General features: G+C 60.5%; 24 protein-coding genes. 15 read left to right on the top strand and 9 right to left on the bottom strand.

All coding sequences use genetic code 11. The annotated features are described in order from the left end of the window. The first annotated feature begins 57 nt into the window (after positions 1-57). The 8 genes from ACR0KJ_RS14955 (at position 58) to ACR0KJ_RS14990 (ending at position 5488) form a co-directional block, all read left to right on the top strand. Positions 58-993, top strand: a complete 936-nt coding sequence (locus tag ACR0KJ_RS14955; protein WP_170453192.1) for an aspartate carbamoyltransferase catalytic subunit — start codon at positions 58-60, stop codon at positions 991-993. Then, positions 990-1511 (top strand): hypothetical protein, encoded by a 522-nt coding sequence (locus ACR0KJ_RS14960; protein ID WP_480627040.1) that lies wholly within the window; start codon positions 990-992, stop codon positions 1509-1511. Before ACR0KJ_RS14955 ends, ACR0KJ_RS14960 begins: the two co-directional genes overlap by 4 nt. Then, positions 1496-1882, top strand: a complete 387-nt coding sequence (locus ACR0KJ_RS14965) for a hypothetical protein (protein WP_480627041.1) — start codon at positions 1496-1498, stop codon at positions 1880-1882. The genes ACR0KJ_RS14960 and ACR0KJ_RS14965 overlap by 16 nt, the downstream gene beginning before the upstream one ends. Beyond that, positions 1879-3159: a dihydroorotase gene (gene pyrC / locus ACR0KJ_RS14970; protein WP_480627042.1), complete on the top strand. Its 1281-nt coding sequence runs from the start codon at positions 1879-1881 to the stop codon at positions 3157-3159. The genes ACR0KJ_RS14965 and pyrC overlap by 4 nt, the downstream gene beginning before the upstream one ends. Continuing rightward, positions 3159-3764, top strand: coding sequence for a glycerol-3-phosphate 1-O-acyltransferase PlsY (gene plsY / locus ACR0KJ_RS14975; protein WP_170624093.1), 606 nt, complete (start codon positions 3159-3161; stop codon positions 3762-3764). Before pyrC ends, plsY begins: the two co-directional genes overlap by 1 nt. After that, on the top strand, positions 3761-4030 hold the full coding sequence (locus ACR0KJ_RS14980) for a hypothetical protein (protein WP_170624095.1): 270 nt from the start codon (positions 3761-3763) through the stop codon (positions 4028-4030). Before plsY ends, ACR0KJ_RS14980 begins: the two co-directional genes overlap by 4 nt. Before the next feature lie 189 nt (positions 4031-4219). Next, entirely contained in the window at positions 4220-4693 is a 474-nt protein-coding gene (locus ACR0KJ_RS14985) for a YHS domain-containing (seleno)protein (protein ID WP_170453197.1), read from the top strand. 261 nt (positions 4694-4954) lie between these two features. Next, positions 4955-5488, top strand: coding sequence for a porin family protein (locus ACR0KJ_RS14990; protein ID WP_170624097.1), 534 nt, complete (start codon positions 4955-4957; stop codon positions 5486-5488). A 51-nt stretch (positions 5489-5539) separates the two neighbouring features. Here the strand turns inward: ACR0KJ_RS14990 and ACR0KJ_RS14995 are convergent, their stop codons facing one another. Beyond that, the gene (locus tag ACR0KJ_RS14995) at positions 5540-6523 is read right to left on the bottom strand and encodes a quinone oxidoreductase family protein (protein WP_480627043.1); all 984 of its coding nucleotides are present in this window, start codon (positions 6521-6523) and stop codon (positions 5540-5542) included. 194 nt (positions 6524-6717) lie between these two features. Between ACR0KJ_RS14995 and ACR0KJ_RS15000 the strand changes: the two genes are divergently transcribed. After that, a complete protein-coding gene (locus tag ACR0KJ_RS15000; RefSeq protein WP_170737307.1) occupies positions 6718-7575 on the top strand; it encodes a DUF2189 domain-containing protein in 858 nt (285 codons plus the stop codon). A gap of 20 nt (positions 7576-7595) precedes the next feature. Here the strand turns inward: ACR0KJ_RS15000 and ACR0KJ_RS15005 are convergent, their stop codons facing one another. Beyond that, entirely contained in the window at positions 7596-8582 is a 987-nt protein-coding gene (locus ACR0KJ_RS15005; protein WP_480627044.1) for an NAD(P)H-quinone oxidoreductase, read from the bottom strand. A 57-nt stretch (positions 8583-8639) separates the two neighbouring features. After that, on the bottom strand, positions 8640-9332 hold the full coding sequence (locus tag ACR0KJ_RS15010) for a COQ9 family protein (RefSeq protein WP_480627045.1): 693 nt from the start codon (positions 9330-9332) through the stop codon (positions 8640-8642). A gap of 111 nt (positions 9333-9443) precedes the next feature. Here ACR0KJ_RS15010 and rpsU point away from each other — a divergent pair, with 111 nt between their 5' ends. From rpsU to ACR0KJ_RS15025, 3 genes are all read left to right on the top strand, one after another. Continuing rightward, a complete protein-coding gene (gene rpsU, locus ACR0KJ_RS15015) occupies positions 9444-9650 on the top strand; it encodes a 30S ribosomal protein S21 (RefSeq protein ID WP_005614280.1) in 207 nt (68 codons plus the stop codon). Positions 9651-9952: 302 nt separating this feature from the next. Next, on the top strand, positions 9953-10948 hold the full coding sequence (locus ACR0KJ_RS15020; protein WP_480627046.1) for a CAP domain-containing protein: 996 nt from the start codon (positions 9953-9955) through the stop codon (positions 10946-10948). 184 nt (positions 10949-11132) lie between these two features. Beyond that, on the top strand, positions 11133-12350 hold the full coding sequence (locus tag ACR0KJ_RS15025) for a CAP domain-containing protein (RefSeq protein WP_480627047.1): 1218 nt from the start codon (positions 11133-11135) through the stop codon (positions 12348-12350). Between the two features lie 50 nt (positions 12351-12400). On the opposite strand, the gene ppk2 is transcribed toward ACR0KJ_RS15025, so the two are convergent. Beyond that, the gene (gene ppk2 / locus ACR0KJ_RS15030; RefSeq protein ID WP_480627048.1) at positions 12401-13318 is read right to left on the bottom strand and encodes a polyphosphate kinase 2; all 918 of its coding nucleotides are present in this window, start codon (positions 13316-13318) and stop codon (positions 12401-12403) included. 277 nt (positions 13319-13595) lie between these two features. Here ppk2 and ACR0KJ_RS15035 point away from each other — a divergent pair, with 277 nt between their 5' ends. Further along, positions 13596-14435, top strand: coding sequence for a CPBP family intramembrane glutamic endopeptidase (locus ACR0KJ_RS15035; RefSeq protein WP_480627049.1), 840 nt, complete (start codon positions 13596-13598; stop codon positions 14433-14435). Between the two features lie 3 nt (positions 14436-14438). On the opposite strand, the gene ACR0KJ_RS15040 is transcribed toward ACR0KJ_RS15035, so the two are convergent. Next, the gene (locus tag ACR0KJ_RS15040; RefSeq protein ID WP_170453206.1) at positions 14439-14897 is read right to left on the bottom strand and encodes an Lrp/AsnC family transcriptional regulator; all 459 of its coding nucleotides are present in this window, start codon (positions 14895-14897) and stop codon (positions 14439-14441) included. Between the two features lie 136 nt (positions 14898-15033). Between ACR0KJ_RS15040 and ald the strand changes: the two genes are divergently transcribed. Continuing rightward, on the top strand, positions 15034-16152 hold the full coding sequence (ald, locus tag ACR0KJ_RS15045) for an alanine dehydrogenase (protein WP_480627050.1): 1119 nt from the start codon (positions 15034-15036) through the stop codon (positions 16150-16152). 177 nt (positions 16153-16329) lie between these two features. Here ald and ACR0KJ_RS15050 read toward each other — a convergent pair whose 3' ends face one another. Further along, complete coding sequence (locus ACR0KJ_RS15050) at positions 16330-17136, bottom strand: mechanosensitive ion channel domain-containing protein (RefSeq protein WP_170453208.1); 807 nt, start codon at positions 17134-17136, stop codon at positions 16330-16332. A 216-nt stretch (positions 17137-17352) separates the two neighbouring features. On the opposite strand from ACR0KJ_RS15050, the gene ACR0KJ_RS15055 reads away from it, so the two are divergent. Beyond that, the gene (locus ACR0KJ_RS15055; RefSeq protein ID WP_170453209.1) at positions 17353-18051 is read left to right on the top strand and encodes a glutathione S-transferase N-terminal domain-containing protein; all 699 of its coding nucleotides are present in this window, start codon (positions 17353-17355) and stop codon (positions 18049-18051) included. Between the two features lie 51 nt (positions 18052-18102). Here ACR0KJ_RS15055 and ACR0KJ_RS15060 read toward each other — a convergent pair whose 3' ends face one another. From ACR0KJ_RS15060 to pheT, 3 genes are all read right to left on the bottom strand, one after another. Continuing rightward, positions 18103-18552, bottom strand: coding sequence for a YtoQ family protein (locus tag ACR0KJ_RS15060; protein WP_170453210.1), 450 nt, complete (start codon positions 18550-18552; stop codon positions 18103-18105). 64 nt (positions 18553-18616) lie between these two features. Then, positions 18617-19576 carry a hypothetical protein gene (locus ACR0KJ_RS15065; protein ID WP_480627051.1) on the bottom strand — a complete coding sequence of 320 codons (960 nt, stop codon included), beginning with the start codon at positions 19574-19576 and terminating at the stop codon, positions 18617-18619. Between the two features lie 250 nt (positions 19577-19826). Continuing rightward, on the bottom strand, positions 19827-22223 hold the full coding sequence (gene pheT, locus ACR0KJ_RS15070; RefSeq protein WP_480627052.1) for a phenylalanine--tRNA ligase subunit beta: 2397 nt from the start codon (positions 22221-22223) through the stop codon (positions 19827-19829). Positions 22224-22249: the final 26 nt, after the last annotated feature.

The raw sequence follows: 22249 nt of genomic DNA on the forward strand, positions 1-22249 counted from the left end.
GCCTTGGCCCGCGCGGCTTTCTATAAGCGGTCCGATTGTCAGACAGGAGCCCGCCCAATGCGTTTCGCCCATCGTCACCTTCTTGGCATCGAGCATCTGTCGCAATCCGATATTACCGCCATCCTCGATCTGGCCGAAAAATATGTCGATCTGAACCGGCAATCCGCCAAACACTCGGACGTGTTGTCGGGGCTGACCCAGATCAACATGTTCTTCGAGAATTCGACCCGAACGCAGGCCAGTTTCGAGATTGCGGGCAAGCGGCTGGGCGCGGATGTGATGAATATGGCGATGCAGGCCAGTTCGATCAAAAAGGGTGAAACGCTGATCGATACAGCGATGACGCTGAACGCAATGCACCCTGATCTGCTGGTGGTGCGGCATCCGCATTCCGGCGCGGTGGACCTGCTGGCGCAAAAGGTGAACTGCGCCGTGCTGAACGCCGGGGATGGCAAACATGAACATCCCACGCAGGCTCTGCTGGATGCGCTGACCATCCGCCGGGCCAAGGGCCGCCTGCACCGTCTGAACATCGCCATTTGCGGGGATGTGGCGCATTCGCGCGTGGCACGCTCGAACCTGATCCTGCTGGGCAAGATGGAAAACCGCATCCGCCTGATCGGCCCTCCGACGCTGGTGCCCGCGCAATTCGCCGAATTCGGGGCCGAGATTTATGACGATATGGCCGAGGGTCTGCGGGAGGTCGACGTGGTCATGATGCTGCGCCTTCAGAAAGAGCGGATGGATGGCGGCTTTATCCCCTCAGAACGCGAATATTATCACCGCTACGGTCTGGACGCCGCCAAACTGGCGCTGGCCAAACCCGACGCCATCGTCATGCATCCCGGCCCGATGAACCGGGGTGTCGAGATCGACGGAACCTTGGCGGATGACATCAACCGATCCGTCATTCAGGAACAGGTCGAGATGGGCGTCGCCGTCCGAATGGCCGCCATGGAACTGCTGGCCCGCAATCTTCGCGAGGCCGCATGAGCGATCTGACCATCGCCCCCCATGAACACGGCGTGATCCGCCTGTTCACGCTGGACATGCGCCCCGAAGAGGCGAAGTTCCTGCGCGAGCCGGGTGCGGCGGATCAGGTTCTGGGGGTCGACGGGCTGGACCCGGATCAGATCGACGTCTTTCCGGTCTCCGACCTCGAAGACCTCGGGCTATATGGCTATCTGAACGACGGTTGTGGCGTGTCCGAGGATCAATTGGACCGCACGACGCTGGACGCGGTCGAGGGCTGGGTCATGGTCCTGCGCAGCGCCGCGTTCCACGGGCGCCCCGCGACGCTGACCCCCGATCCCCGCCTAAAGCTGATCGGCCTGTTCACGGAAGAGGCGACAAACTGGACCGGCGGCGCAATCGAAACGGACAGCGCCAAACCCTTCTCGGCCCCGCAACATGCGGGCGATGGGGGCAAGGCGTCGCGCCGTATGGGATCGGCTTTTCTGGCCCTTGTCCTGTTGTTGATCGTCGGAGGTGCCCTGTGGCTGATCCTGTGATCTTCGCGCCCGACAAGGGGGCCTATATCCGCACCAACGCATGGCTCGCCGCCGCCGCCATGGCTGGCGCGATGATCATTCTGTGGCTGATCGGCAATCCCTATGTCTGGACCGGAGCCCCCGCTGGCCTCGCCGCAATCGGGTTGCGCGCGTGGTATCTGGCCTCCGAGGAACTGACCACCTCGTGGGAGATGACCGAAACCATGCTCACCGGCCCCGGCCCGCGCAAAGTTGCGCTGAACCAGATCGAGGCTGTGAACACCATGGGCAGTTTTGTCCAGCTTGTGACCAAGGGCGGCGACAAGCATCTGATCAAGTACCAGGCGGATCCCGCCGCCACCAAAGCCGCCATCGAAAGGGCCCTGCCATGAGCACCGTTCTGTTTACCAATGCCCGCCTGATCGACCCGGAAAGCGGGGCGGACTCGGCCGGGTGGCTGCACGTGGCCGACGGGCGCATCGTGGCAAAGGGCGATGCAGAGGCCCCCGCCATCGACGGGCAGGTCATCGATTGCCAGGGCAAATGCCTTGCCCCCGGTATCGTCGATATTGGCGTCAAAGTGTGCGAGCCGGGCGAGCGGCACAAGGAAAGTTATAAATCCGCCGGGCAGGCAGCGGCGGCGGGTGGGGTGACCACGATGGTCACGCGCCCCGATACCGCTCCTGCCATCGATACGCCCGAGACGCTGGAGTTTGTGACCCGCCGCGCGCAGGCCGACACTCCGGTCAATGTGCTGCCCATGGCCGCGCTGACCAAGGGCCGTGAAGGCCGCGAAATGACCGAGATCGGGTTCCTGATGGACGCGGGCGCGGTGGCTTTCACCGATTGCGACCATGTCGTCACCAACACCAAGGTGTTCTCTCGCGCGCTGACTTATGCGCGGTCCTGCGGCGCGCTGGTGATTGCGCATCCTCAGGAACCGGGCCTCAGCGCCGGGGCGGCGGCAACCAGCGGCAAGTTTGCCGCCTTGCGCGGGTTGCCTGCGGTTTCGCCCATGGCCGAGCGTATGGGGCTGGACCGCGACATTGCATTGCTGGAAATGACCGGGGCAAAATATCACGCCGACCAGATCACCACCGGCCGTGCCCTGCCCGCGCTGGAGCGCGCCAAGCGCAACGGGCTGGATATCACCGCCGGGACCTCGATCCACCATCTGACGCTGAACGAACTGGACGTGGCCGACTATCGCACCTTCTTCAAGGTCAAGCCGCCATTGCGGTCCGAGGATGACCGGCAGGCAGTGATCGAGGCGGTGCGAACCGGCCTGATCGACACGATCAGTTCGATGCACACCCCGCAGGACGAGGAAAGCAAGCGCCTGCCGTTTGAAGAGGCGGCATCCGGAGCCGTCGCGCTGGAGACGCTGCTGCCTGCGGCCCTGCGCCTGTATCATTCGGGCCAGCTGGACCTGCCGACCCTGTTTAGGGCAATGACGCTGAACCCGGCGAAACGGCTGGGTCTGGACAGTGGCCGTTTGTCCACAGGTGCGCCTGCCGATCTGTTGGTGTTCGATCCGGACATTCCCTTTGTGCTGGACCGGTTTACACTCAGGTCAAAATCACAGAACACGCCGTTTGACGGGCAGAGGATGCAGGGTAAGGTCATTGCAACCTATGTTGCCGGCAAAGAAGTCTACCGGAGAGCCTGATGCCCTTGATTGACAGTACGACAACCCAGCTCATCCTGTGGGCGGCTATGGGCTATTTGCTTGGGTCGATCCCGTTTGGGCTGATCCTGGCCAAGGTGATGGGGCTGGGCAATCTGCGGCAGATCGGGTCGGGCAATATCGGCGCGACCAACGTTCTGCGTACGGGCAACAAGGCTGCGGCCGCGCTGACGCTGCTGTTCGATGCCGGAAAAGGCGCGGCGGCGGTTCTGCTGGCGCGGGCCTTTGCGGGGGAAGACGCCGTACAGGTGGCTGCGCTGATGGCGTTTCTGGGGCATTGTTTCCCCATCTGGCTGGGCTTCAAGGGCGGCAAGGGCGTGGCAACCTTTCTGGGTCTGTGGCTGGCGCTGGACTGGCGGGTCGGGGTGGCGTGCTGCCTGACCTGGCTTGTGGCGGCTGCCATCTGGCGCATCTCATCCGTTGGCGCGCTGGCTGCTGCCGCCTTGTCCACCACATGGGTCGTGGTTCTGACCGATGGATCCAGCTTTGTGCTGGGGATCATCCTGACGCTGCTGGTCTATTGGCGTCACAACGCCAACGTGGCCCGGATCAAAGCCGGGACCGAGCCCAAAATCGGAAAGCCGTGACCGCCACAGACGTGTTTCTTGCCGCGTTTTTTGCGTTGCCACTGGGCACGTTCACCGGCCACGCGCAAGGCGGGCGGTACGTTGTTTCGCGTCAGGAAATGGCGGGCGGCAAGTCGCATAAACTGGTCGCGCATCAGTTGGACGGCACCGATTACATCAGCCTGAATCTGTATCAGACCCGCAACAGCGGCGCGTTGCTGCGCCCCTGCGAAATGCCCGCCGAGAAGGTGGTCGCCTTTGTTCTGGCGCTTCGCCCGGATGCGTGATTCGACTGCATTTTCGAACAGACCCTCTTCACCCTCGCACAATCACAATTGATTGTTTTGAACGTGAACAACCCGCTTCCCACCTGAAATTTCGTGACGGTCAATTACCGGCCGCACAGGACAAAATCCCGGGTGCGCATATCGCAATTGCAGTGAGAACGCGCAGCCCATTTCACGAAAGGTGAAGCTATGAACACGTTTAAATCTCTGATCGGTGGCGTTGCCCTGTCTGTTGCTCTGGCAACTTCGACCCTGGCCGCAGGCGTTGAAATCAACGCAAGCTCGACCGGACTGGCGATGCAGGGCTATGACCCGGTTGCTTATTTCACCGAAGGCGAGGCCACCAAGGGCGATTACCGCATCACCACGCTGCACGACGACGCGCTGTACCGCTTCTCGTCGGAAGAAAACAAAGCCGCGTTCGAAGCCAACCCCGAGGCTTACCTGCCCGCATATGGCGGCTACTGCGCGTTTGGCGCGGCCATGGGCTTCAAGTTCGACGGTGACCCGAACCACTGGAAAATCGTCGACAACACGCTGTACCTGAACCTGTCGAAAGACATTCAGGAACGTTGGGAAGGCGACATCCCGGGCTTCATCGAACAGGCCAGCGCAAACTGGGAAGACATCGCGGACAAAGCGCCTGCAGAACTGCAGCAATAATCCGCTTAAAAACCAACGCATGTCGGCGGCAGAGTGATCTGCCGCCGACATGTCATTTGAAGCCCTTGGCACGCACCCTATCTTTTTTGACAGACAGACCCGGATTTAACGGGCGCAGGCCGGTCAGATCGACCGACATTCAGTACGGAAAATGTAGCAAACGATGATCCGGCCCCGGCTTCGGATCGTAACAGCTTGTACACAGGCGCAACCTCAGGCCTCTGGCCGCTGCGCTCATTTTGCGAATGAAAGGATCAAAAGATGACTGGGAAATTGGCGCTCATCGCAGCTGTATCCACGTTGGCGGCAGGGTCGGCCATGGCGCAATCCTCGGGCGACTGGACCGGGTTCTACGGCGGCTTGCAGCTTGGTTATATTGACGTTGACACCAGCCTCTCGGGCGTGGACGGAGACAGCGCGCTCGGCGGCATCGTTCTGGGCTACGACTATGATCTGGGCGACTGGGTCGTGGGTGGCGGGTTCGATTATGACTGGGCAGATGTCGATCTGTCTGGCGCGGCCACGGTCGAGGATGTCTGGCGCATCAAGGCGCGCGCCGGGTACAAGGTGACCGCTCAGGGGCTGCTTTATGGTGTCGGGGGCTATGCCGAAGCCGGAACCGACAATCTGGGCAGCGACAGTGGCTGGTTCATCGGCGCGGGCTATGAACAGCTCGTTGCGCCCAATGTCAGCATCGGGGGCGAGTTGCTGTATCACGAGTTTGACGATTTCAACTCGACCGGCGTGGATGTGGACGCCACCACGTTGCAATTCCGGGCGACCTATCGGTTCTGACGACCGCGACATAGATAACGGGACCTGGCGTCATTCGCCGGGTCTTTGCGTTCAGATATCCAGGATCGTACTGCCCGTGGTCTGACGCGCCTCAAGCGCGCGGTGCGCATCGGCGATCTGGTCCAGCGGAAAGCGCTGGTCTATGTGGATTTTGACCTCGCCGCCTTCGACCTTGCCGAACAGCCGCCGCGCCATGGCCTGACACACCGTGTGATCCCCGATATGGGTGAACAGGGTCGGTCTGGTGATCTTGAGCGATCCCTTTTGCCCCAGAATCCCGATATCCACCGGCGGCACGGGCCCCGAGGCATTGCCGAATGAAATCATCATGCCCAGCGGCTTGAGGCAATCCAGCGACCCCTCGAACGTGTCCGCCCCGACCGAATCCATCACCACATCGACGCCTTTGCCATTGGTGATCTCGGCCACCCGCTCGACAAAATTCTCGGTGCGGTAGTTGATACAATGGGCCGCGCCGTTGAACTGGGACAATGAACATTTCTCATCGGTTCCGGCGGTGCCGATCAGGGTAATCCCCTCGGACTTGGCCCATTGGCAGGCGATCAGGCCGACGCCCCCGGCGGCTGCGTGGAACAACACCGTATCGCCACGCCGCAAAGGCGTGGTGCGGTGAAACAGATATTCAACCGTCATGCCTTTCAGCATCATCGCGGCGGCGGCTTCGAAGGATATGCCATCAGGCAGCGGACAGACCTGCGCGGCTGGCATCACCCGCGCCTCGCAATAGGCACCGGGCGGGGCGGCGGCATAGGCAGCGCGCTGGCCGGGCTCCAGATGGGTCACACCCTCGCCAACCGCTTCGATCACACCTGCGGCCTCCATGCCCAACGCATGGGGCAACTCCAAAGGATACAGGCCCGTGCGCTGGTAGACGTCTATGAAGTTCAAACCGCAGGCATGATGGCGGATGCGAACCTCGCCGGGGCCGGGATCGCCCAACGACCTGTCTTCGATCTGCAAAACCTCGGGTCCGCCAAATTCCTGGATGACGACTGTGCGGGCGGTGTGCTGCATTCTGACCTCCTTCTGCCTGTGCCCAAGCTATCACGCCTGCGCGACAGGGCAATCGGCGCGAAACGCATCCTCGTGATTCGCGGTTATCGAAAACTGTGCTATAGTTGCATCAGGCGTTGCCGGCTGGTCCGGCCACGGGCAACCCCAAGCCGGATCCATTCCGCGGCGCATCTTCGCCAAGGAAAGGGAACAAGATGGCAAAAACAATCGGTAATCCGATCAGCTGGGCAGCCCAAAGCCTTGGAGCGACCAGCGATCACGTCAGCGAAAGCGTCTCGCGCATTGGTAGTTCGGATGTCCGCCACCTGCCGATGGTCCAGACACTTACGATTCAGGATCTCAAGGCCTGCCTGAGGGCCGGATACAACGATTTCCTGGAAACCCGGGCGGACGCGATCTTTATCGTGCTGATCTATCCGATCGCCGGGCTGCTGATGTTCGGCTTTGCGATGAACCTGAACCTTGTGCCGCTGCTCGCCCCGCTGGTCGCAGGATTTGCGCTGATCGGACCGGTCGCCGCTGTTGGCCTGTATGAGATCAGCCGCAAGCGCGAAGAAGGCGGCGAAGTCCATTGGCTGGACGCGTTCGGCGTCTTCCGGTCACCGTCCTTCGGGGCCATTCTGGCGCTGGGTTTCTATCTGGTCATGCTGCTGCTGGTCTGGCTGATGGTCGCGCAGAGCATCTATGTGCAGACCCTCGGCCCGGAACCCCCAACCTCATTCGGGGCGTTCGTGAGCGAAGTTCTGACCACGGGGGCCGGATGGACGATGATCATCTTCGGAACCGCTGTCGGGTTTGTCTTTGCCCTGTGCGCGCTGGCCGTCAGCGTTGTCAGCTTCCCGCTGTTGCTGGATCGCAAGGTGGGTCTGCCGGTCGCGGTCGTCACCTCGGTCCGCGTTTTGCGTCACAATCCGGGCGTTGTGTTGTGCTGGGGCTTCATCGTGGCCGCGCTGCTGGTTTTGGGCGCAATCCCGATGCTGCTGGGTCTGATCGTGGTGATGCCCGTTCTGGGCCACGCAACCTGGCACCTGTATCGGCGCGCGGTTGCGTGACCTGATTTGGGGGGCGCGGGTCAGCCCGCGACGTTCAGAACGATCTTGCCAATATGTTGCGAGCTTTCCATGTGCGCATGGGCCGCCGCAGCCTCGGCCATAGGGAACTCACTGTCCATAACTGGCGCGACCTTGCCTGCGGCCAGCAAGGGCCAAACAGCTTCGCGCAAATCCTGCGCGATCCTCGCCTTGGCCAGATCGCTTTGCGGGCGCAACGTGCTGCCGGTCAGCGTCAGTCGTTTCACCATCATCAGGGCAAAGTTCAACTCGGCCACCGGACCTTGCAGAAAGGCGATCTGGACCAGCCGCCCATCCTCGGCCAGAGCCTTCACATTGCGCGGGATATAATCACCGCCCACCATGTCGAGGATCAGGTTCGCCCCGCCTTCGGCCCGCATGACACCGACAAAATCCTCATCTTTATAGTTTATCGCCTTTTCGGCCCCCAGTTTCAGGCAGGCCTCGCATTTCTCAGCGGACCCGGCGGTAGCGAAGACCCGCGCGCCAAAGGCATTGGCCAGTTGGATCGCAGTGGTGCCGATCCCGCTGGACCCGCCATGGACCAAAAACCGATCTGCCGCTTTCAGGCCACCGCGCGTGAACACGTTGGACCAGACGGTAAAGAAGGTCTCGGGCAGGCAGGCGGCCTGTTTCATGTCCATCCCGTCCGGCACCGGCAGGCAATGCGCGGCAGGCGTGGCGACATATTCCGCATATCCTCCACCGGGCAGCAGCGCACACACCTTGTCGCCCAGCGACAGACCCTCGACGCCCGAGCCCACGGCCACAACCTCGCCCGACGCTTCCAGCCCCGGCAAATCGCTGGCGCCGGGCGGGGGATCGTATGCCCCGGCGCGCTGCAGGGCGTCCGGGCGGTTCACCCCGGCATAGGCAACCTTTAGAACAACGTGCCCCGCCTCGGCTGTGGGGATCGGGCGTTCGGTCAGCTTCAGAACGTCGGGGCCGCCGGGCTGGCTGATTTCGATGGCGCGCATCATCTGGGTCATGGGCAAATCTCCTTTGCCCAATGCCTAGCTGTCATCCGGCCAAAGGCCAAGCGTTGACTACTTGCGAGGGTTCAACAGACCCGGCAGATCGGCCCGCATCTTTACCGGAGCCTTCACATGACCGGCCAGCCAGTTCGGCACCGCCAGAAACGGCTTGAACAGCGGATTACTGTTCACCTGCGCCTTGAGCTTTTCGAACTGCATCACATCGCCAATGCGTCGGTCCAGAAACTCCCACGTCTTGTGGTGATCGGGCGAATCGTCCCCCAGCCAGAACAGCAGGGTCGAGGAATAGACCCCCGACAGCGTCGCCCGCTTGGTGTACCAGTTCACGTCATCCGATGTATCGCCCAGCGCATCCCAGATCAGATCGCAGGTCTGCCAGACCGCCTTGGCCCCCTCGCCCGCATGCGTTGGCAGCGAAAACAGCGTCATGCCCCGGCGGACCAGTTCCTTATCCTCGACCGCTTCCAGCCGGAAACGAATGGCAGCGGCGACCTTTTCGCGGAACTTAAGCGCGCTGAGGTCTTCGGACTTGATCCGGGCCAGCATCATCTGATCGCCGCGCGCATGATAGGCCAGCGCCAGATCAACCGCGCCGCGCGGGCAGATCGCCCGGGCCAGACCGTCATCCAGATCGCAGTCGGCGATCGCCGCGCGAAAGCTGGTTTCGGACCAGCCGTCAAACGGCACGTGGATCAGCATCGCATCCAGAAGTTGCTGTTTTGCGTCTTCATAAGTCACTGTCATGGCGGTTCTCCGGTGTTCGGGGCCAGTACTAGACAAGTTAGAACGGCTTTGCTATACGGCCAACTCCTGCAATTTCCTTGCAACTCTATCTAGAAAGGTGGTGACAACCACATGCAGGTTAGTGTTCGCGACAATAACGTCGATCAGGCGCTTCGTGCCCTGAAGAAAAAGCTGCAGCGCGAAGGCGTGTTCCGTGAAATGAAGCTGAAGCAACATTTCGAGAAACCGTCCGAGAAAAAAGCGCGCGAGAAGGCTGAAGCGATCCGCCGTGCCCGTAAACTGGCACGTAAGAAAGCACAGCGCGAAGGTTTGCTCTAAAACCTTTGGTCTCGTCCAGCTTTGGATGACACTATTTGACGACCCCCGAGGCATCGCCCGGGGGTTTGTCGTTTTCAGGACCGGTCTCATTTCGCCGACTCGAACATGGCGGCTGTGCGGCAAGCTGCCATTTCGCCCCCGGCAGGATTTTGCCCGGCATTTTGCAGCGCAACGAATCCCGCATCGGTAGCGCGGGCCTGCCCAAATTCGCCTGATTGCTCAGCGCCGCTATCGGCCGCGTTGCGGGTCTTTGTATCAGCCTCCCGTCACCCAAGACGACACATCAAAAAACGGAGGCTACAATGTCGACTGCAAGCAATATCGAGCGAGAAATGCTCGCGCTGATCAATCAAGAGCGCACATCCCGCGGGCTGAACTCGCTGCAATTGGAAACGCGGCTGAACGCATCATCCGAGGATCACAGCGAATGGATGCTGGATCGGGATATCTTCAGCCACACAGGTTCGGGCGGGTCCAGTGCGACACAGCGGATGGAGGATGCCGGGTTTGATTTCTCGGGCAGCTGGCGTTCGGGCGAAAACATCGCCTGGCAATCGGAACGTGGCACGCCGGGGATCAGTGACGATGTCGCACGGCTGCATCAGAACCTGATGAACAGCCCCGGCCACCGCGCCAACATCCTGAATCCGGATTTCGAATATATCGGGATCGGGATCGAGACCGGGGACATGCAAGGCTTTGACGCCGTGATGGTCACACAGAACTTTGCCACCACGGATGGCACGGTTGTGCTGGACACGGGCTCGGCCCCGACCCCGCCACCTGTCATCCCGGATGTCCCGGACGTACCGGATACGCCCGACGCGCCTGATACGCCAGACCTACCCGATACTCCTGACGTGGCTGATACACCCGACACTCCGGACGTGGACGATACACCCGACGTGACCGATGACCCGGACACGCCGGTCGAACCAGATACACCTGATGTGGCGGAAGATCCGGACGCACCGGTCGCGCCCGAGGACCCCGACGTTGCCGAGCAACCCGATACGCCCGAGCCCACGGACGAATACACCTTTGACGTCGAAGCGTTCCTTGCTGCGATCGAGCAATTCGTGAACGAAGTTCTGGCCTTGATCGACGACTTTGACTGGATCGATATCGAACTGCCGGACACACAGACCGTAGACGCCGGAACGGACGACGACCTGCTGCTGCTGCCCGACCCAAGCACCGACGACACACCTTCGGACCCCATGGCGGACTTGGGCGATGACGATGACATGCTGGTGTTCACGCCCTTTGAACCGGGCTGTATGATGGATGCTGCCTGATCGCGAAAAAATGATGTGGCGGGGCCAAACACGCCCCGCTTCTGCGCGAGTTTCTGCACAGACCCCGACAATGGCTGGTAACAATTCGCTCAGCCGGCGGAACAGCCCGACCTGCGGCTTTATTTCGCCAAAGTCTCGCCACTAATGTCCCCACAAAATTACACAATCAACCGGAGGCAGAATCATGTCCAGCGCCAGCAATCTTGAACGTCAGATGCTCAGGCTTATCAACGAAGAACGCACAAAACGTGGCCTTAATCCTCTGCAACTTGAACTGCAGCTGAATGAGTCTGCCGAGGACCACAGCGAGTGGATGCTTCAAAGGGATATCTTCAGTCACACCGGTGCAGGCGGATCCAGCGCCACACAGCGGATGCGAGACGCAGGGTTTGACTTCACAGGCAACTGGCGATCCGGCGAAAACATCGCGTGGCAATCCGAGCGTGGCGCCAGCGGGGCCGCTGATGATGTCGCGCAATTGCACCAAAGCCTGATGGACAGCCCTGGCCACCGCGCCAACATCCTGAATCCCGATTTCGAATATATCGGGATCGGGATCGAGATCGGGAATTTCCAGGGCTGGGACGCTGTCATTGTCACCCAGAACTTCGCGCGCACATCCGCTCCGGTGCAGTTGGACACCGGCAGCACGCCCGGTCCTGTTACGCCCAAGCCTAGCACTGTCTCGCCGGGGACTGTCGGGGATAGTCAAGACGATATCTTTGTCTTGGCAGCAGGAACTGCGGGGCGACTTGAAGGTAAAGGCGGCAATGACACTTTGACCGGCCAAAACGGAAGGGACGTCCTCGTCGGCGGGTCCGGCCATGACAACCTGACAGGCCAAGGCGGCAACGACAGAGTATACGGCAACTCTGGCGATGACACGCTACGCGGAAACAATGGCGCAGACCTCCTTGACGGTGGGCATGGCAATGACAGAATTTTCGGCGGGTATCAGAACGACCGACTGTTTGGAAGTTTCGGATCTGATACTCTGGATGGTGGACGAGGGTCGGACACACTGGATGGCGGAAATGGTAACGACGTACTGAAAGGTGGAACCGGTTCGGATATTCTCAGGGGCGGACAGGGCAATGACACGCTGGTCGGAGGCGGCGGTAACGATATTTTGGCCGGTAACGTCGGCAATGACATCATGACTGGCGGGGGTGGCGCGGACAGTTTCGTGTTCAGGCCAGGCACTGACCGGATCACCGACTTTCAAGACGTCGATAGGATCGTCCTTAAGTTTGCCGACCCGATAACCGGCTACTCTGACCTCAGGAACAACCACATGACCCAATCCGGCGACGACGTTGTGATCAATGACGGTTTGGGCAACAGGCTGATACTTGAGGATACACTGTTGGCCGATCTCGGCCGGGATGATTTTATCTTCTGATCACCCCCAACACCCAAACAAGAAACGCCCCAAACATGGGGCGTTTCGTTTCAATAGATTTTGGGAACGTGAAGCTCGTCCGGCAGGACGCGGCGTTCGTAGTCGGGGTTGTAGCGGCGATCCGGCAGGTTGACCTTTTCCTGCGGCACATCCGTGTAGGGGATCTTAGTCAGCAGATGCTCGATACAGTTCAACCGCTCGCGTTTCTTGTCGTTGCCTTCAACGATGTACCACGGCGCCTCAGAGATGTTGGTGCGGAAGAACATATCCTCTTTGGCCTTGGTGTAGGCCTCCCAGCGGATGCGGGATTCCAGGTCCATCGGGGATAGTTTCCACTGTTTCATCGGGTCGTGGATGCGCATGAGGAATCGCAACTGCTGTTCCTCATCAGTGATCGAGAACCAGTATTTCAGCAAGATAATCCCCGACCGCACCAGCATCCGTTCGAATTCGGGAACGTCCTGAAAGAACTGTTCCACCTGATCTTCGGTGGCAAAGCCCATGACCCGCTCGACACCCGCGCGGTTGTACCATGAGCGGTCGAAGAACACGATCTCTCCGGCGGCGGGCAAATGCGGAACGTAGCGCTGGAAATACCACTGGCTCTGCTCGCGGCGGCTGGGCGCGGGCAGGGCAACCACGCGCGCAACACGGGGGTTCAGGCGCTGGGTGATCCGTTTGATCACGCCCCCCTTGCCCGCGCTGTCGCGGCCTTCGAACAGAATACAGACCTTGGCACCGGTATGCTGCACCCAATCCTGAACCTTGATCAGCTCGGCCTGAAGGCGCAGCAGGTTGCGGAAATAGACCTTGCGGTCCAGCATATCCGGATGCTGATCCTTGTAGATCTTGCGGACTTCCATCGACAGCATCGGCTCGCTGAATTCGATCTCGAAATCTTCGTCCAGCGTGTCTTCCAGTTCGGCTTCCAGCCAGTCTTTGGGGGCGTCATCGTTTTCATATGCCAAAGTCTGTTCCTTTTTGGTCATCGGGTGCGGACCGTATCGGCTGTGTGTAACCGCCTGATGTCATCGGGCAAATTGATGACATGATGCGCCTGCCCGAACCTGCACCGGGTCCAGGCGGCTTAGCGACCCTTTGCACAAGTTTGACCCGCGCGGGGCGGGGATACAAGCGTCAGAATTGCCGCAATCTGAACAGGTTGACCCAAAAAACAAGTCGGAAATCTTGAGTCGGTCTTGCATTGCTGTACATCACTGAGGTCGTTGACATGAAGAGATAGAATTGGCGTACGTTTTTTCCATTCTTCCCGCGATCTGGCCCTGGCTGATCCTGATTGCAGCGCTGGTCACAGCGGTGTCGGGGCGCATGAGCGTTGGTTTGGCGCTGTTGGTGTTGTTTGCCAGCGTCGCCTCGGTCACAGACCTGATGACACCGCTGGCGGTTGCAGTTATCGCGCTGGGGCTGATCGGCGCGTCGATCCTGCCCCGCCTGACGGGATGGGGTGCAGTTGTCGGGCACGTGTTGCTGATCCTGTGGTGTCTGGCCCTGGGGGCGCATTTGATACCCGGCTTCAACAACCTGCGCGTTCTGGATGCCGTTCATGCCGGAGCAAACAGCGCCGCATTCACGATGCATCTGAACCTCGACAAACCGATGGTGGTGTTTGCGGTCCTGCTTGCCTGGCCGGGGATGGTTGGGGCTGCACATAAAACCAATGTCGCGCTGCTTGCCGCCGGGTGTGCTTTGCTGCCGCTGCTGATAGCGGCTGCTGTAGCCTCTGGCGCGGTTCAGTCGGAAATGGGCCTGCCGCCATGGTGGTTGCTTTTCGCGCTTTCAAACCTGTTCCTGACCTGCATCGCGGAAGAGGCGTTTTTTCGCGGCTACCTGCAATCCATCCTGAGTTCCAAACTGGGAACAGCCGGAGGGATAGCTGCGGCAAGCCTGTTGTTCGGGCTAGTCCATTCCGGCGGCGGTCCGGCCCTGGTAGTCTTTGCGACGCTACTTGGTGTGGGCGTGGGTTGCGCCTATGCCGCCACGGGTCGGCTGTGGGTTCCGATTGCGATGCATTTTGCGTTCAATTTCGTGCATCTGGCGTTTTTCACCTATCCGGGTCCGGCCTGAGGCCTAAACCGGCAGGGCCGTGGTTTTGAAAACGGTCCGCAGGGCAAACGAGCTCTGCATCTGCGCCACACCCGGAAGACGGGACAGATATTGGCGGTGGATACGCGCAAAATCCTCGGTGTTTTCGGCCACAACTTTCAACAGGTAATCTGCCGTCCCGGCCATCAAGTGGCATTCCAGCACATCCGGAATGCGGGCCACGGCCTTTTCGAACGCGTTCAGAACCTCTTCGGCCTGACCCTGCAATGTGATCTCGACAAACACGGTCGTCGGCACATTCATCTTCCGGGCGTTCAGCAACGCAACGTAATTTCGAATGTACCCTTCAAGTTCCAATCGCTGTACGCGACGATGGCAAGCTGACGGCGACAGATTCACCATCTCGGACAGGCCCGCATTCGAAAGGCGGCCGTTCTTTTGCAGAGCGGCAAGAATCTTACGATCAGTCGTATCCAAGCTCATTCACGCACATCCATTGCAAGGTTTTGCCCTATTGCAGGAGATTCTTTCGAAAGAAAATCCATTGGCGGGCATTGTTTCACAAAAATTGCGTAACGTAATGCACATAATTTGAGCAGTTTATGAACGGAGAGCCAAAATGAAAATCGGTTGCCCCAAGGAAATCAAACCTCAGGAATTCCGTGTCGGCATGACACCCAACGCCGCACAGGAAGCCATCGCGCGCGGCCATGAGGTCATCATCGAAACCGGCGCGGGTCTGGGATCCGGCTTTGCCAATGAAGATTACGTGGCAGCCGGTGCCAGCATCGTCGACACCGCAGCCGAGGTGTTTGCGACAGCGGACATGATCGTCAAGGTCAAGGAACCGCAGGCGGTCGAGCGCAAGATGCTGCGCGAAGGTCAGTTGCTGTTCACCTATCTGCACCTGGCCCCCGATCCGGATCAGACCCGTGACCTTCTGGAGTCGGGCTGCACCGCAATTGCCTATGAAACCGTGACCGACCGCAATGGCGGCCTGCCGCTGCTGGCCCCGATGTCCGAGGTTGCCGGTCGTCTGGCCCCGCAGGTCGGCTCGTGGACGCTGCAAAAGGCCAATGGTGGCCGCGGCGTTCTGATGGGCGGCGTTCCCGGCGTTGGCCCGGCCAAGGTTGTGGTGATCGGTGGTGGTGTTGTTGGCACGCACGCAGCCAAGATCGCAGCAGGCATGGGCGCGGATGTCACCATCCTGGACCGCTCGCTGCCGCGCCTGCGCTATCTGGACGACGTCTTTGGACGCACCTTCAAGAACCAGTACTCGACCGCTGGCGCGACGGCTGAGCTGATCCAGACCGCCGACATGGTTATCGGCGCGGTTCTGATCCCCGGCGCCGAAGCGCCCAAGCTGGTATCGCGCGCGCAACTGTCGACCATGAAGCCCGGCGCGGTTCTGGTGGACGTGGCCATCGACCAGGGCGGCTGCTTTGAAACCTCGAAGGCGACCACCCATGCTGACCCGATCTACGACGTGGATGGCATCATGCACTATTGCGTTGCCAACATGCCGGGCGCGGTTGCGCGGACCTCGACCATCGCGCTGGGGAACGCAACGATGCCGTTCATGCTGTCGCTGGCCGACAAGGGTTGGAAGCAGGCATGTCAGGACGATCCGCACCTGCTGAACGGTCTGAACGTACACGCCGGTCAACTGACCTATTACGCGGTTGGCAAAGCTCTGGGCATTGACGTCGTCTCTCCCAACGTTGTCATCAAGTCCTGAGTTCTCCCGCCGCTGACGCGGGCTATTTCCAGCGTTGGGCCAGGCCGCGCCTTCGGGCGCGGCTTTTGCGTTTTTGGCATATCGATCCGCACAAAAGAAAAGACGCCGCACGAATGTGCGGCGCCGGGCCCAACGGGAGGAGGGCATTTTGAATGCCCGAACGACGGGCGGGAGGCCTTAGCCCTGTTTCTGGATCTCCACCGAATGCGGATAGGGGATCGACACGCCCTTGGCGTCGAAGGCTTCCTTGATCGTCTTGGTCAGTTCGAACTTCACATCCCAATAATCCGCTGCCGCGCACCACAGGCGCGCCGTCAGGTCAACCGAGCTGTCACCCAGATTGGTCACACGCACCCAGGGTTCCGGGTCCTTGTGAATGCGCTCATCCGCGTTCGCAACGTCCAGAATGATCTTCATCGCCTCATCGGCGCTGTCACCATAATCAATCCCAAAGACCAGATCGACGCGACGCGTGTCATGGGCCGAGTAGTTGGTGATGACCGAGCCCCAGGCCTGCCCGTTTGGCACAATGATCTGCACATTGTCCGGCGTCACCAGCTCGGTCGTGAACAGGTTCAGGTCTTTGACCGTCCCGGCTGTTCCGCCAATATCCACGTATTGGCCCAGCTTATAGGGCCGGAACACAACCAGCATCACGCCTGCGGCCAGATCGCTGAGTGTCCCTTGCAGCGCCAGACCAATCGCCAGCGATGCAGCACCCAGAATGGCGACGATGCTTGTGGCTTCGATCCCGAAAATCCCCAGCACAGCCACCAGGACCATCGCCAGAATGGCCCATTTGACCAGGCTGGCCATGAAATTGCCAAGCGTCGGGTCAATATGCGGGGTCGCGTTGATCCGACGCCGCACGACGCCAGCAATCATACCCGCAACAATCCAACCGATGATCAGAACGATCAGTGCCTTCACCGCGTTCATGATCACAGGCGCAAATGCACCCACCTGTGTTACGACCTCATCCACGCGCATCTCCTTTGTCCAACAAGAAACCCGCGTCTTATGCGCGGGATTGGCCAAATTGTGAGGCAAAACCGCGTTTTGGTCTAGGTGCGAGTTGCGCGGGATTTCCCCGTTGTTCACCAGCAAACAGGCGCTGACCGGCTTTGCACACTGGCAGGGGCTTTCAAGATCGCGCTGTGCTGCCTAGGTTTGACGATATCCAAAACAGGAGCCCCCTCAATGCTGGATGCCGAAACACACCCGATCATGACCCGTTGGCCTGCGCAGTTCCCTGACAGAATCCAACTCTATTCCTTCCCCACACCAAACGGCGTCAAGGCGTCGATCATGCTGGAAGAAACCGGCCTGCCTTATGAGGCGCACAAGGTCACTCTGGCCGATGCCGACGTGAAAAGCCCCGCGTTCCTGTCGCTGAACCCCAACAACAAGATCCCTGCGATCATCGACCCCAACGGCCCCGATGGCGAACCCTTAGGCCTGTTCGAAAGCGGTGCGATCCTGCTGTATCTGGCCGAGAAAACCGGCCAGTTCATAGGACAAACCGCAGCGGACAAGCATCGCGTCACCCAATGGCTGATGTTCCAGATGGGCGGCATCGGCCCGATGTTCGGGCAGCTTGGATATTTCTACAAATTTGCTGGCAGCGAGATCGAAGACCCCCGCCCGCGCGAGCGTTACGTGAACGAAGCCAAGCGCCTGCTGAACGTGCTGAACACCCAACTTGACGGGCAGGACTGGATTGCCGGTGAGTACTCGATTGCCGATATCGCCATCGCACCCTGGCTGCGCGGGTTGGACTTCTACGGCGCCAAAGACCTGCTGGGATGGGATGACCACGCCCATCTTGCGCCCTATCTGGAACGGTTTCTGGACCGACCTGCGGTGCAAAAAGGACTGGTTACACCTGCACGTGACTAAGTGAACGCAACTGGTGGATGCCCGTCACAGGCATCCACCGGATGTTTAACCTTAGCCCGGCAACTTGCCGGTCAGGACATAGCGCAGGATCTCCACCACCTGTCGGGGGTCTTCCGCAACCGCCAGGGCGGCGGCATCGACCTCTTTCAGGGCATGTTGGTGATCGGGGCCGTGCAGCACGATCAGTGACTTGCCCAGCGCGGCAGCATAGCCCGCGTCAAAGGCCGCGTTCCACTGTTTGTACTTGTCGCCAAACCGCACCACGACCACATCGGCATCCGCGATGCCCTTACGGGTGCGGATGGCGTTGACCATTGCGCCCTTGTGGTCGTGCCAATACTTGTTCGGCTCGGCCCCAAGAATGGCGACCCCGCAATCATCGCTGGCGGCATGATCGGTGACCGGGCTGTTGAACGTGACATCCAGCCCCTGCGCCCCTTCAATGATTTGCTCACGCCAATCGGTGTGGATTTCTCCGGATAGATAGACATTCAGGCCCATGGGTGCCTCCTTTGATTTCTTGCTGCGACCCTAGTTCGAAAGGGCGCGCAACCCAAGGGGTCGCTCAGAACGACAAGCGCCAGAACACCGGCTGATCGTTCCGAGCCACCCTGCGGGCCGCACTGCGTTGCTTGCTGCCCAAAAAGGGCGGAGTTTCGCGCGTTGGTTCGAACCCGAAACTGCGGGGCAGTTTGGTGTAGATCGACCGCGGCGGCATCCGGCCCCAGGTGATCGCCTTCAGCTTTGCGCCCGGACCGGGCTGATGCATCCAGACGGTGCGCACGGCAAATTCCTCGCGCAGCAGCATCAGAACCGCCAGCATCATCACCTCAGCCCAGATTTTCGCGTATTTCCGCCGCAGCGCCTGCTCATATTCCGAGGTCAGCCGCAATTCGCGCGAGCGTGGCGCGCGGTTTTCCAACCGTTGCCGCGCACGACCGACAAAGCGCAACCAGTCCGATTGAACCTCTTCAATCAGGCAATGGCCGCTGGTCAGATCGACGTCCAGACGGCACCAGGCAAGGGTCGGACGACCTTCGGTCCGGACCGGATGCCAGCAGCTTTGATATGCACCAACAGCACAGCGCTGTTCGTATTTCCACAGCAGCGCGGCATGTTCGGTCGGGAACCCCAACTGCACGACAAGGTTATGCGCCTTGCGCGTAGTCTGCTCGCCAGACCAGCAGTCGAAGCTGAGGCAGAAATCCATCCACTGAGATTGATAGGCAACCTCCAGCCCCGACAGCGCAGCCGGGCTCAGCCCGTCAAACCGCATCGCACGGTCCGCATGGGCCACCGCCAGCACATCATGCCGCCGCAGGACACCACCGCACTGTGCAATCATCGGTGCCAACAGCGGGCGTGACAGCAAACGGGACAGTCCCGATTGCTTCAAGGTCGAGACCGGGGCCTCGGCATCCATGACCTGGCCAAGCAACCATGGGCTCTGCCGGTCGGGATAGTAAGGAAAGGGCATCTCTTTCGGCAGAATCTGCCGGATCATCGAGATGTCTTGGCGTTTCATGACAGCTCTCCAACGGGAAACACACCCGCCGAAGAACCGGCGGGCAATCAGATATGAGGTATCGCTTGCGCGGGACTGGGATCTGGCATCTGGCAGACTCCGAGGTTTGATTGCGTCAGGGGGCCGGATGTAGGGGCCGAGGGTGATTCTGCTCAACCCTTTGTTTTGAAGCGCTTTCAGGTGTTGCCGTTTCGCCACAACAAAAAAGCGCGCCGAGTGGCGCGCTTTTGTCGGGTCATGTCGGGGGCGGTCAGCCGCGCAGAACGCCGCCTGTGGCCTTGGTGACCTTGGCGATGATCTTTTCAGCCACCGCTTCGATGTCTTTCTCTTTCAGCGTCGCATCCGTCGGCTGCAAACGCACGGTGATGGCCAGTGATTTCTTGCCCTCACCCAAACTGCCTCCGATGAACTCATCAAAAACGCGCACCTCCTCGATCAGCGCCTTGTCCGCACCTGCTGCGGCGTTCACCAGCGTCAGCGCCTCGACGCCCTCATCCACGACAAAGGCAAAGTCGCGCTCGACCGCTTGCAGGTCACGCAGTTCCAATGCGGCCCGGGTGGCACCGGATTTGCGCGGCAGCGGCACCTCATCCGGCCAGATGGTAAAGGCCATCGCCGGGCCTTTGATATCCATCACCTGCAACACGCGCGGATGCAGTTCACCAAAGACACCCAACAACTTTTTCGGGCCGAGACAGATCCTGCCATGACGGCCCGGATGCCACCAGGCATCGCCATCGCGCAGAACCTGCACCTTAGCGGGCGCGCCAATAGCGGCCAGCACAGCCTCAGCATCGGCTTTGGCGTCGAATACGTCCACCGGGCGCGAGGCTCCGTGCACGTCCTTCGGCCCACTCCGACCGACCAGCAGGCCGGTGATCTGGGTCTTCTGATCGCCGGGCTCACCGTCATGGAAGACCGGGCCAACCTCGAACAGGGCTACATCTGCATAGCCACGCGCCTGATTGCGGGCAGCAGCCTGCAACAGACCGGGCAGCAGATCGGGGCGCATATGGCTCATCTCGGACGAGATCGGGTTTTCCAACTGCGTCGCATCATCGCCACCACCAAACAGCGCCGCCGAGGCCTGATCGATGAAGGTGTACGAGACGCATTCGTTATAGCCCAGCGCCGCACAGGTCCGCCGCGCCATCGACTGACGGCGTTGCGCCGGAGTCATCACCGGCTTGGGGATACCATCCGTCACGCGCGGCAGCGGTTTGCCCTGCAGTTTGGTCAATGATGCAATCCGCGCGACCTCTTCCACCAGATCGGCCTCGCCCATGATATCGGGCCGCCAGCTTGGCACATGCGCCATCTCGCCTTCCAGACGGAAACCCAGACGGGTCAGGGTCTGGCGCTGCTCGCTCTCGGCGATGTCCATCCCGACCAGAGACTGCACCCGCGCCGCATCCAGCTTGTAGGCCCGCGCGTGGTTCGGCGCTTTGCCCGCCTGAACCACGTTCGACGCCTCGCCCCCGCAGATATCCAGAATCATCTGCGTCGCGTGTTCCAACCCTTCCAGCGTGTATTCCGGGTCAACACCACGTTCGAACCGATACCGCGCATCCGAGTTGATCTTGAGCGCCCGCCCGGTCAGAGCGATCTGCACATGATCCCAGAACGCGCTTTCCAGAAAGACATTCACAGTCTCTTCGGTACAGCCGGTTTCCTCGCCGCCCATGATACCGGCAATCGATTCCGGGCCCTTGTCGTCCGAAATCACCATCATGCCCGGCTGCAGTGTGTATTCTTTCTCATCCAGCGCCACCAGCTTTTCGCCGCCTTTGGCGCGATGCACCCGCAGGTTACCCTGCACCTTGTCAGCGTCGAACACGTGCAGCGGGCGGTTGTGGTCGAAGGTCATATAGTTGGTGATATCCACCAGGGCCGAGATCGGACGCAGCCCGATCGCCTTCAACTGGTCCTGCAACCACTGCGGGCTAGGGCCGTTCTTGACGCCACGGATCAGACGCCCGGTGAAATGCGGCGCACCATCCAGCGTGTCATCGTCAATCGTCACCTTGATCGGGCTGTCGAAATCGCCGGGCACCGGCGTGTAGTCCCGCTGTTTCAGCGTCCCGATCCCGCGCGCGGCCAGATCGCGGGCAATCCCCTCGACCCCCAGCGCATCGGGGCGGTTCGGAGTGATCGCGATCTCGATCATCGTATCGACCTTGGACGGCTCATTCTCGGCCAGCCAGTCGACGAACCGGTCTCCGACCTCGCCCGAGGGCAGCTCGATGATGCCGTCATGCTCGTCCGACAGCTCCAACTCACGTTCCGAGGCCATCATGCCAAAGCTTTCAACGCCACGGATCTTGCCGACGCTGATGGTCAGGTCCAGACCGGGGATATACATGCCCGGTTTGCAGACCACGACGGTGATGCCTTCGCGCGCGTTGGGGGCACCGCAGATGATCTGCAACTCACCCTCATCCGTGTCCACCTTGCAGACGCGCAGCTTGTCGGCGTCGGGGTGTTTCTCGGCATGTTTCACATAGCCCAGCGTAAAGCCTGCCAGCCGATCCGCCGGGTTCACGATCTCTTCAACCTCAAGGCCAAGATCGGTCAGCGCCTCGGCGATCTCATCAACCGAAGCGTCAGTGTCGAGGTGGTCTTTCAGCCAGGACAGAGTGAATTTCATTGCAAGCGGCCTTCTTGGGCAAACAT

Source organism: Ruegeria sp. AD6 (assembly GCF_056542325.1).